Here is a 10,920-nt window from a genome sequence, read left to right on the forward strand (position 1 = left end):
CCCGTGGCGCGTCTGCCCGAACCGGCGGCGGTGGAGCGGCCGGAGCTCGCCGGCGGCTCCACCGACCGCGCGGCCGGTCCGGCCGATCTCGCCGACCTCGGCGGGTTCCACGGCGCCCGCGGCGAGGCGGGTCCCGTCGCGTCCTTCGCGATCGGCGGATCACCTGGCGTCGACGGCGGCGACCCGGCGAGTGCGCAGGCGCTCGCCCGGCTCGACGGCGAGGGCATGGGTGCGCCCCGCGCCGACGTCCCGGTGGCCGAGCTGGGTGGGTCGGCGCTGCGCCGCGGGGCCGGCGCAGGCCGTCGCGGCCGGGGTGGCGAGCCGCGGTCGGGCGAGCGCGGTGCGGCGCGCCCGGGGCGCGGCTCCGGTGAACGTGCCTCCGGCAGACGTGGCTCCGACGGCGGGCGCGACTTCGCCACGCGCCACGCGAAGGGCCCGGATGATGGGCGCGCCATCGACGACGAGCGGGCCACGGGTGCCCCGCCGCCGGAGGACGGCGGCGGGGTCGCGCCGGAGGGTCGGCGATCCGGGCGACGCACCGGGCGCCGTGGTGCGGAGGAGCAGGACGGCGGGGGAGCGGGCCGGCGCGGCGGCGCCCGGCCCGAGGAGGACGCCGATCCCGAGAGCGTCGCCCGCAGCATCTGCCTGCGCCTGCTCACCGACCGGGCGCGCACCCGACAGGAGCTGGCGGAGGCACTGCGCCGCAAGGGCGTCCCCGACGAGGCGGCCGATGCCGTGCTCTCGCGATTCGGGGAGGTCGGGCTCATCGACGATGCCGCGTTCGCCGAGCAGTGGGTGCGGTCGCGGCACGCCGTGCGGGGGCTGGGCCGCCGCGCGCTGGCGGTGGAGCTGCGGCGCAAGGGCGTGGCCGACGAGGTCGCGGGGGAGGCCCTGACGGAGATCGACGACGACGCCGAGGCCGAGCGGGCCCACCGGCTGGTCGGCCGCAAGCTGCGCGGCATGTCCGTGAGCACGCGGGAGGAGCGGGCGGCCGCGGGGAGGCGCCTGGCCGGCATGCTCGCCCGCAAGGGCTACGGCGCCGGCGTGGCCTACCGAGTGGTGCGCGAGGCCCTCGCCGAGCACGGTGCGGAGGTCGAGGAGCTCGGCGACACCGATCCGGAGGAATGACGGCGGCCGCCCCGACCCGCCACGGGTCGGTGGCGGATCGGGGCCGGGCGGTCGGGTGGGCGGAGCGCCGGTCAGGCCCGGCGGGCGCGTCCGCGCAGGCTGTCGAGCGCGTAGCGGCCCGGTCCGATCGCGGCGATCGCGAGGAACACCCAGGCGTAGAGCGCGGCGGGCTCACCCATGTTCTGCAGGGGCAGGGCGCCCATCGGCTGGTGCACCGCGAAGTACGCAAAGGCCATCGCCCCGGAGGACACGAACGCCGCGGCCCGGGTGAAGAGCCCCACCAGCACCAGCAGGCCGCCGACGAGGTTGATCGCGCTGCCCCACCATCCCGGCCAGGACAGCACGGCGACCGCGCCGCCCGCCCCGTCGATACCGCCGAAGGCGCCGAACAGGCCCTGCGCGCCGTGGCAGGCGAAGAGGAACCCGACCACGATCCGCATCCCGGCCCAGGCGAGGTCGCGGGCGTTCCCGGTGGGCCGGGCGGCCGCCGCCGCGGGCCGGGCGGTGGTGGCGGTGATGTCGGTCGTGGTCATGGCGTCCTCCGCAGTTCTCCGTGTCGCTGTCGGAGGTGAGACCGCCGCCGCCGGGAGAACTCATCGCGGGCACGCCGTCCCGCGCCCCGGACCCGCTACTTCTTCTGGCGGCGGCTCCCGCCGTGCCAGTCCTCCTGCATGCCGGCTTCGCCCTCGGTGATGCCGAACGCGCGCAGCTGTGGCCGTTCGCGGAGGCTGCGCTTCAGCTCGGCGAAGCCGGGGAACCGGGCGAGCGCGATGACGTGGTCCCAGAGCTCCACGGCCTCGTCGTCGCCCGGCAGCCTGCTGATCACCGGCCCGAAGAACGCGACGCCGTCGGGCGGCTCGAACTGCAGGATCGGAGTGCCCACGTCCTTGCCGGTGAGCGAGAGCGCCTCGTCGGTCTCGGCCTGGATCACGTCGTCCCACGACGGCTCGTCGAGGGCGTCGGCCAGCTCGGCCGGCAGCCCCACCTCGGCGAGCACGGGCGTGACGAACTCCCGGGTGCCGCGCACCTCGCGGTGCTCCGCGTCGTCACCCGCGGTCTCGTGGTCGAACACCCGGGCTCCGAGTGACGCGTAGAGCGGTCCCATGGCCTCGCGCCCGTGCTCGGCCCTGGTGCGCGCAGCCACGCGCAGCAGCCGCAGGCCTGCGGTGTGCCCGGCCTCGTACTCCGGTGGGAAGTGCGCGTCGTAGTCGATGTGGGAGTTGAGCAGGCGCAATGAGATGAACCGCCAGTCGACGGCGTACTCGCGCCGGGCCTGGACCTTGCGCACCCATTTGCTCGTCATCCAGGCGAACGGGCAGACGGGGTCGAAGTAGAAGTGGACATCGGCATCGGCCACGGGGCGAGGCTAACTCCGGAACGGGCCGCCCGCCGGGTGTGTCAGGAGTCCGGGCGGTGCAGCACCTGCACGTCGCCCGGGAACCCGCCGCCGGCCGAGAGCTCGGCGAGGAACGACAGCAGCGTGGTGCGGAAGGCGCCCACGGCATGGGTGGGGGCGAGGTCGGCGCGCCGGGCCAGTGCCACGGTCCGGAACAGCGGCGGGGTGAGCACGGTGCGCCGCAGCCGGGGGCGCCCGGCGAACACCAGGTCCGGCACGACGGCCACGCCGGTGCCCGCCTCGACGAGCCGCAGCACGGCGTCCATCTCGCCGCCCTCCACGGCGAACCGGGGCGTGACGCCGGCATCCGTGTAGGCCTGCAGCGTCACCTCGCGGACGTCGTAGCCCTGCCGGGGCACCACCAGCGGTCGTCGGGACAGCTCGCGGATGCTCATCGAGCCCCGGGCGGACGGGGCGCTCCCCGCGGCGGGGGAGGCCACGGACAGTCGTTCCCGCAGGATCGGGGTGGTGTGCAGGGAGGGGTCGATCCCGGTCGGCGGGACGATCACCAGTGCGACGTCGAGGTCGCCGCGCGCCAGCGACCGCACCAGCGGCTGCGACCCGTCCTCCACCAGCTCCAGCCGGATGTCCGGGTACTGCTCGTGGAAGACGCGCAGCACGTCGGCCACCACGCCGATGCACAGCGACGGCGTGGCCCCGACCCGAACGCGCCCGCTGCGCAGGCCGACGATCTCGGCCACCGCGCTGCGGGCGCTCTCGGAGTCGGCGAGCATCCGGCGCGCCAGCGGGAGCACCGCCTCCCCGGCCGGCGTGAGCACCGGCCCCTCGCGGGCGTTGCGGTCCACCAGCGGGGCACCGAGCTCCTCCTCGAGGGCGCGCAGCTGCCGGCTCAGCGTGGGCTGCGCCACGCCCGTGAGTTCGGCCGCACGGGTGAAGCTGCGCACATCGGCGAGCGCGACGAAGTACGCGAGCTGGGTCAACGTCACTGCCATAGCCTACGTACATCGAAGGCGACATCTCGATGCATTGGACGTCCCCTGATCGCGGTAGGGAGGGTGTTCCCCATGGTGACTCTGCGGGAGCGCGCGGGCGGCGTCCCGGCTCCGGCCCGACGGACGCGCAAGAGGTCCTCGGTCCAGCTGAAGGCAGTGATGGCGGTTTCCGGCGCCATCCTGCTGCTGTACCTCGTCGCGCACATGATCGGCAATCTCAAGACGTTCTTCGGTGAGGAGTCGCTCGACGCCTACGCCGCCTGGCTGCGCATCGTCGGTGAGCCGGCGCTGCCGCACGGGACCGTGCTGTGGGCGGTGCGGATCGTCCTGCTCGTCGCGGTGATCGCGCACATCGTCTCGGCCACGATCCTGGCCCGGCGCGCCCGTCGCGCGCGTCCGGTCCGGTACGCGCACCGGCCGCCGGTGCAGACCAACTACGCGGCGCGGACCATGCGCTGGGGCGGGGTCATCATCGCCCTGTTCGTCGTGTACCACATCCTCGACCTGACCACGGGCACGCTGAACCCCAACGGCGTGCACGGCGAGGTCTTCGACAACGTCACCGCGGGCTTCTCCCTCTGGTACGTGACCCTGGTCTACACGCTCGCCGTGATCGCGGTCGGCTTCCACGTCCGGCACGGGCTGTGGAGCGGGCTGCAGACGCTCGGTTTCTCCAGCGGCGCCTCGCAGGCGCGCATCAAGGCCGTGGCCCTGGGCTTCGCGATCGTGCTGACCGTGGGCTTCCTGTCCGTCCCGTTCGCCGTCCAGTTCGGATTGGTGGCCCCCGCATGACTACGTACTCCGACTACACCGTCGGCAGTCCGGTCGCCGACACCGCGGCCCCCGACGGCCCCATCGAGACCCGGTGGGAGCGCCGCCGCTTCGGCCTGAAGCTGGTCAACCCGGCCAACAAGCGCAAGATGAAGATCATCGTGGTCGGGACCGGCCTCGCCGGCGGCTCCGCCGCGGCCACCCTCGGCGAGCTCGGCTACCAGGTCAGCTCGTTCTGTTACCAGGACAGCCCGCGCCGGGCCCACTCGATCGCCGCCCAGGGCGGCATCAACGCGGCGAAGAACTACCGCAACGACGGCGACAGCGTCTACCGGCTGTTCTACGACACGGTCAAGGGCGGCGACTTCCGCGCCCGCGAGTCCAACGTGCACCGGCTGGCGGAGATCAGCCGGCAGATCATCGACCAGTGCGTGGCGCAGGGCGTGCCGTTCGCCCGTGAGTACGGCGGCCTGCTGGACAACCGCTCGTTCGGCGGTGCGCAGGTGTCCCGGACGTTCTACGCGCGCGGCCAGACCGGCCAGCAGCTGCTGCTGGGCGCCTACCAGGCCCTCGAGCGCCAGATCGACGCCGGCACCGTGACGATGCACTCCCGCCACGAGATGCTCGAGCTGGTCGTCGTCGACGGCCACGCGCGCGGCATCGTGGCCCGAGACATGGTCACCGGTGAGATCGAGACCCACCTGGCCGACGCGGTCGTGCTCGCGTCCGGCGGCTACGGCAACGTCTTCTACCTCTCGACGAACGCCAAGGGCTGCAACGTCACGGCGAGCTGGCGGGCGCACCGCAAGGGCGCGCTGTTCGCGAACCCCTGCTACACCCAGATCCACCCGACCTGCATCCCGGTCAGCGGCGAGCACCAGTCGAAGCTGACCCTGATGAGCGAGTCGCTGCGCAACGACGGCCGCGTGTGGGTGCCCAAGCGCACCGGCGACGACCGCCCGCCCCGCGACATCCCCGAGGACGAGCGCGACTACTACCTCGAGCGGATCTACCCGGCGTTCGGCAACCTCGTGCCGCGCGACATCGCGAGCCGCGCGGCGAAGAACGTGTGCGACGAGGGCCGCGGCGTCGGCCCGGGCGGGCTGGGCGTCTACCTCGACTTCGCCGATGCCATCAACCGGCTCGGCCGCGAGGCCGTGGCCGCGAAGTACGGCAACCTGTTCCAGATGTACCAGCGCATCACCGGGGAGGACCCCTACGAGGTCCCGATGCGCATCTACCCGGCGGTGCACTACACGATGGGCGGGCTGTGGGTCGACTACGACCTGCAGAGCAGCATCCCCGGCCTGTTCGTGGTCGGTGAGGCGAACTTCTCCGACCACGGCGCCAACCGGCTCGGTGCGAGCGCGCTGATGCAGGGCCTCGCCGACGGCTACTTCGTGCTGCCGAACACGATCGGCGACTACCTCGCGAGCGAGAAGCCCTCGCCGGTCGACCCCGCCCACGAGTCCGTCCAGGAGGCCGAGCGGTCGGTCCGGGAGCGGATCGAGAAGCTCCTGTCGATCGACGGCACCCGCACCGTGGACTCGTTCCACCGCGAGCTCGGCAAGCTCATGTGGGAGTACTGCGGCATGGAGCGCACCGAGGAGGGCCTGCGCAAGGCCCTGGACCGCATCCCCGAGCTGCGCCGCGAGTTCTGGACCAACGTGAAGGTGCCCGGCTCGGGTGCCACGCTCAACCAGTCGCTGGAGAAGGCGGGCCGCGTCGCCGACTTCTTCGAGCTGGCCGAACTCATGTGCCTGGACGCGCTGCACCGCGCCGAGAGCTGCGGCGGCCACTTCCGGGCCGAGAGCCAGACCGAGGACGGCGAGGCCCGTCGCGACGACGAGAACTACTCCTACGTCGCCGCCTGGGAGTACACCGGCTCCGGGCAGGCCCCGGTCCTCCACAAGGAGGACCTGAACTTCGAGTACGTCACCCCCAGCCAGCGGAGCTACAAGTGAGACTCACACTCAAGGTCTGGCGTCAGTCCGGACCCGACGACAAGGGCCGCCTGGTCGGGTACCAGGTCGACGACGCCGACGAGGACATGTCGTTCCTCGAGCTGCTCGACGTCCTCAACGAGAAGCTCATCCTCGACGGCGACGAGCCGGTGGCGTTCGACCACGACTGCCGCGAGGGCATCTGCGGCACCTGCAGCATGGTGATCAACGGGTTCGCGCACGGCCCGCAGAAGGCGACCACCGCTTGCCAGCTGCACCTGCGGCACTTCCGTGACGGCGAGACGATCACCATCGAGCCGTTCCGGGCCGGTGCGTTCCCCGTGGTCAAGGACCTGGTGGTCGACCGTGGCGCGCTCGACCGGATCATCGCCGCCGGGGGCTACGTCTCCGCCCCGACCGGGTCCGCGCCGGACGCCCACGCCACGCCGGTGCCGAAGCCGAACGCCGACCGGGCGTTCACGGCTGCGGCGTGCATCGGCTGCGGCGCCTGCGTCGCGGCGTGCCCGAACGGGTCGGCGTCGCTGTTCCTCGGAGCCAAGATCACCCACCTCGGCGAGCTGCCCCAGGGCCAGCCCGAGCGCAACGAGCGCGTCGTGACAATGGTCGAGCAGCACGACGCCGAGGGCTTCGGGGGCTGCACGAACATCGGCGAGTGCAGCGTGGCGTGCCCGAAGGAGATCCCGCTCGACGTGATCTCCCAGCTCAACCGCGACTACCTCGCCGCCACCACGGGCTCGCGCCGCAGGCGCCCCTGACCGGTCCCGTACGAGCGCTCCGCGAACGGTTCCCGCCGTCCGCGGGGCGCTCGCGCGTCCACGCGCCCCGTCCCGGTCGGTGCGCCCCGTCGACGGGGCGCACAGCCGGAGACGGGGCGCGTGGGCGGAGGAGAGTGCGGCCACGTGTTCCTCGTCACGATCGGCCATCTCACGGAACTTCTTCGGCCTGCCCCGGCCGTCGGGATCATGGGTTTCGTCGTAGGCTCCCACGAGATCCAGACGACCCGACGTCGTGGCGTGGCATCTCTCCGTAACCGGGGTGTGCCGTCTTCTGCCGACGCCGTCGGCATTGCAGAAGATGAGGACTCCCTGACGTGTCATCCACCACAGACGCGTCCGCAGGGCGGGCGCAGATCGCGGCACGGACCCTCCGCACGGACCGGTGGTGGCTTCCGCCGCTGGCCACATTCGTCGGCCTCACCGCGTGGGTCGCCTACGCGACGGTGCGGGCCTTCATGCAGGAGTGGTACTACGTCGAGCAGTACAACTACCTCACGCCGTTCTACTCGCCGTGCGTGTCGAACGGCTGTATCGAGGAAGCAGCGCACTTCGGACGGTTCCTGCCCGATGTCTGGTGGTTGCCCTACGCCGCACTGACGCTGCCGTTCCTGTTGCTGTTCCGGCTCACCTGCTACTACTACCGCAAGGCGTACTACCGGTCGTTCTGGCTGTCGCCGCCGGCGTGCGCGGTCGCGGAGCCGCACTCGCGGTACACCGGCGAGACTCGGTTCCCGCTGCTCGGCCAGAACCTGCACCGGTACTTCTTCTACGCCGCTGCGCTCATCTCGATCATCAACACCTATGACGCGATCTACGCGTTCATGACGGCCGACGGCGAGTTCGGCCTCGGGCTGGGCAACATCATCCTGCTGGTCAACGTGGTGTTCCTGTGGGCCTACACGCTCTCGTGCCACTCCTGCAGGAGCATCATCGGCGGCCGGTTGAACCACTTCTCGAAGCACCCGATGCGCTACAAGATGTGGCAGCAGGTCTCCTGGCTGAACACCAAGCACATGCAGCTCGCCTGGATCACACTGGGGACGCTGGCGTTCACCGACTTCTACATCATGGCGGTGTCGGCGGGCTGGATCCCCGACCTGCGGATCATCAACTGAAGGTGATGGCAGATGACTGAAATCGAGCGACACGAGTACGACGTCGTCGTCATCGGCGCAGGGGGTGCCGGGCTGCGGGCCGCGATCGAGGCGCGTGCCCAGGGCAAGCGCACCGCCATCATCTCGAAGTCGCTGTTCGGCAAGGCTCACACGGTGATGGCCGAGGGCGGCTGCGCGGCGGCGATGGGGAACGTCAACCCCAACGACAACTGGCAGGTCCACTACCGCGACACGATGCGCGGCGGCAAGTTCCTCAACAACTGGCGGATGGCCGAGCTGCACGCCAAGGAGGCGCCTGACCGCGTCTGGGAGCTCGAGACCTACGGGGCGCTGTTCGACCGCACCAAGGAAGGCAAGATCAGCCAGCGGAACTTCGGCGGGCACACGTACCCGCGGCTGGCGCACGTCGGCGACCGCACCGGCCTGGAGATGATCCGCACGCTGCAGCAGAAGGTCGTGTCGCTGCAGCAGGAGGACTACCGGGCGACCGGCGACTACGAGGCGAACATCCGCGTCTTCCACGAGACGACGATCACCGAGCTGTTCAAGGACGGCGGACGCATCGCGGGGTGCTTCGGCTACTACCGCAGCACCGGCAACTTCGTCCGGTTCGACGCGCCGGCGATCGTGCTGGCCACCGGCGGGCTCGGCAAGAGCTACCAGGTCACGAGCAACTCCTGGGAGTACACCGGCGACGGCCATGCGCTCGCCCTGCGCGCGGGCGCCACGCTCATCAACATGGAGTTCCTGCAGTTCCACCCGACGGGCATGGTCTGGCCGCCGTCGGTGAAGGGGATCCTGGTCACGGAGTCGGTGCGCGGCGACGGCGGCGTGCTGCGCAACTCCGAGGGCAAGCGGTTCATGTTCGAGTACGTCCCGGACGTGTTCAAGGAACAGTACGCCACCACGGAGGAGGAAGCGGACCGCTGGTACACCGACGCCGACAACAACCGGCGTCCCCCGGAGCTGCTGCCCCGCGACGAGGTGGCCCGGGCGATCAACTCCGAGGTCAAGGCCGGCCGGGGCAGCCCGCACGGCGGCGTGTTCCTCGACATCGCCTCCCGGCTGAAGCCGGAGGAGATCCAGAAGCGGCTGCCGTCGATGTACCACCAGTTCAAGGAGCTGGCCGACGTCGACATCACCAAGGAGCCGATGGAGGTCGGTCCCACCTGCCACTATGTGATGGGTGGGGTCGAGGTCGAGCCCGACTCGGCGATGTCGAAGGTCCCGGGGCTGTTCGCGGCGGGTGAGGTCGCGGGTGGGATGCACGGCTCCAACCGGCTCGGCGGCAACTCGCTGTCGGACCTGCTCGTGTTCGGCAGGCGGGCGGGCGCGGGAGCGTCGGCCTACGTCGACGGGCTCGCCGGGGTGCGCCCCGCGGTGGCCGTCGACGACGTGGCCGAGGCCGAGCAGCGGGCGCTGCTGCCGTTCTCCAGCGCAGGCGAGGGCGGCGAGAACCCGTTCGTGGTGCAGCTCGAGCTGCAGAAGACGATGAACGACCTCGTCGGGATCATCCGTAAGGCCGACGAGATGGAGATGGCGCTCAAGAAGCTCCAGGACATCGTGGCCAGGACCCGCACCGTCCGGGTCGAGGGCCACCGGGTGTTCAACCCGGGGTGGCACCTCGCGCTGGACCTGCGGAACATGCTGCTCGTCTCGCTGTGCGTGGCGAAGGCGGCACTGGAGCGCCAGGAGAGCCGTGGCGGGCACACCCGCGACGACTTCCCCGTGATGGACGCCGACTGGCGGCACGTGCTGCTCGTGCTGTCGGCGCTGGGCGAGGACGACGTCGAGCTGGTGCGCCAGGAGCAGGTGCCGATGCGGCCGGAGCTGCTCGACCTGTTCGAGCTCGACGAGCTGAAGAAGTACTACACCGGCGAGGAGCTGGGCGGCCACCGCGCCGATGCGGCAGGGGGAGAGGCATGAGTTACGACGCGCACTTCCGCGTGTGGCGGGGTGACTCCGAGAAGGGGGAGCTCGTCGACTACCCGGTGGAGGTGAACGAGGGCGAGGTCGTCCTCGACATCATCCACCGGCTCCAGCAGACCGAGGCCGGGGACCTGGCCGTCCGCTGGAACTGCAAGGCCGGCAAGTGCGGCTCGTGCAGCGCGGAGATCAACGGCAAGCCGCGGCTGATGTGCATGACCCGGATGTCCACGTTCGAGGAGAACGAGGTCATCACGGTCACGCCGCTGCGGACGTTCCCGGTGATCCGCGACCTGGTCACCGACGTGTCGTTCAACTACACCAAGGCCAGGGAGATCCCGAGCTTCGCACCGCCGGAGGACCTGGCGCCGGGTGACTACCGGATGCAGCAGGTCGACGTGGAGCGGGGCCAGGAGTTCCGCAAGTGCATCGAGTGCTTCCTGTGCCAGAACACCTGCCACGTGGTGCGCGACCACGAGGAGAACAAGGAGGCCTTCGCCGGTCCGCGCTACCTGATGCGGGTGGCGGAGCTGGACATGCACCCGCTCGACACGGCGCCGCGGCGCGCCGACGACGCCCAGGACGAGCACGGCCTGGGCTACTGCAACATCACCAAGTGCTGCACCGAGGTCTGCCCCGAGCACATCAAGATCACGGACAACGCGCTGATCCCGCTCAAGGAGCGCGTGGTCGACCGGAAGTACGACCCGCTGGTCTGGCTCGGCAACAAGATCTTCAAGCGCTCCGGCGCCTGAGGCAGCCCCCCGGATTGCAGCAAAGTCCCCCATGGCCTTCGGCCGCCACGAGGTATGAGAATCGGGTCGGGTCCGGCTGAGCTCGGTTGGCATTGGTGCGTCTAGCCCGAAGCAAAGTCTGAGGCCTGGGGGCCTT

10 protein-coding genes are annotated in these 10,920 nt (G+C 71.0%); 7 read left to right on the top strand and 3 right to left on the bottom strand.

Annotated features, from left to right (window positions below):
* A partial coding sequence (locus KME75_RS46375; protein ID WP_308283397.1) for a regulatory protein RecX occupies positions 1-1,128 on the top strand: 1,128 nt, incomplete at its 5' end.
* Between the two features lie 71 nt (positions 1,129-1,199).
* Here KME75_RS46375 and KME75_RS35725 read toward each other — a convergent pair.
* The 3 genes from KME75_RS35725 to KME75_RS35735 form a co-directional block, all read right to left on the bottom strand.
* Positions 1,200-1,661, bottom strand: a complete 462-nt coding sequence (locus KME75_RS35725) for a DoxX family protein (protein ID WP_219419362.1) — start codon at positions 1,659-1,661, stop codon at positions 1,200-1,202.
* A 95-nt stretch (positions 1,662-1,756) separates the two neighbouring features.
* The gene (locus KME75_RS35730) at positions 1,757-2,485 is read right to left on the bottom strand and encodes a mycothiol-dependent nitroreductase Rv2466c family protein (protein ID WP_219419363.1); all 729 of its coding nucleotides are present in this window, start codon (positions 2,483-2,485) and stop codon (positions 1,757-1,759) included.
* 41 nt (positions 2,486-2,526) lie between these two features.
* Positions 2,527-3,471, bottom strand: coding sequence for a LysR family transcriptional regulator (locus KME75_RS35735; protein WP_219419364.1), 945 nt, complete (start codon positions 3,469-3,471; stop codon positions 2,527-2,529).
* A 78-nt stretch (positions 3,472-3,549) separates the two neighbouring features.
* Here KME75_RS35735 and KME75_RS35740 point away from each other — a divergent pair, with 78 nt between their 5' ends.
* The 6 genes from KME75_RS35740 (at position 3,550) to KME75_RS35765 (ending at position 10,784) form a co-directional block, all read left to right on the top strand.
* On the top strand, positions 3,550-4,269 hold the full coding sequence (locus KME75_RS35740) for a succinate dehydrogenase cytochrome b subunit (RefSeq protein WP_219419365.1): 720 nt from the start codon (positions 3,550-3,552) through the stop codon (positions 4,267-4,269).
* Positions 4,266-6,212, top strand: coding sequence for a fumarate reductase/succinate dehydrogenase flavoprotein subunit (locus tag KME75_RS35745; RefSeq protein ID WP_219419366.1), 1,947 nt, complete (start codon positions 4,266-4,268; stop codon positions 6,210-6,212). Before KME75_RS35740 ends, KME75_RS35745 begins: the two co-directional genes overlap by 4 nt.
* Positions 6,209-6,967, top strand: coding sequence for a succinate dehydrogenase/fumarate reductase iron-sulfur subunit (locus KME75_RS35750; RefSeq protein ID WP_219419367.1), 759 nt, complete (start codon positions 6,209-6,211; stop codon positions 6,965-6,967). The genes KME75_RS35745 and KME75_RS35750 overlap by 4 nt, the downstream gene beginning before the upstream one ends.
* A 335-nt stretch (positions 6,968-7,302) precedes the next feature.
* Complete coding sequence (gene sdhC / locus KME75_RS35755) at positions 7,303-8,103, top strand: succinate dehydrogenase subunit SdhC (RefSeq protein WP_219419368.1); 801 nt, start codon at positions 7,303-7,305, stop codon at positions 8,101-8,103.
* Between the two features lie 12 nt (positions 8,104-8,115).
* Positions 8,116-10,029, top strand: coding sequence for a fumarate reductase/succinate dehydrogenase flavoprotein subunit (locus KME75_RS35760; protein WP_219419369.1), 1,914 nt, complete (start codon positions 8,116-8,118; stop codon positions 10,027-10,029).
* The gene (locus KME75_RS35765; protein ID WP_219419370.1) at positions 10,026-10,784 is read left to right on the top strand and encodes a succinate dehydrogenase/fumarate reductase iron-sulfur subunit; all 759 of its coding nucleotides are present in this window, start codon (positions 10,026-10,028) and stop codon (positions 10,782-10,784) included. The genes KME75_RS35760 and KME75_RS35765 overlap by 4 nt, the downstream gene beginning before the upstream one ends.
* The last annotated feature ends 136 nt before the right edge of the window (positions 10,785-10,920 follow it).

The organism is Pseudonocardia nigra (assembly GCF_019396355.1).
Taxonomy (GTDB): Bacteria; Actinomycetota; Actinomycetes; order Mycobacteriales; family Pseudonocardiaceae; genus Pseudonocardia; species Pseudonocardia nigra.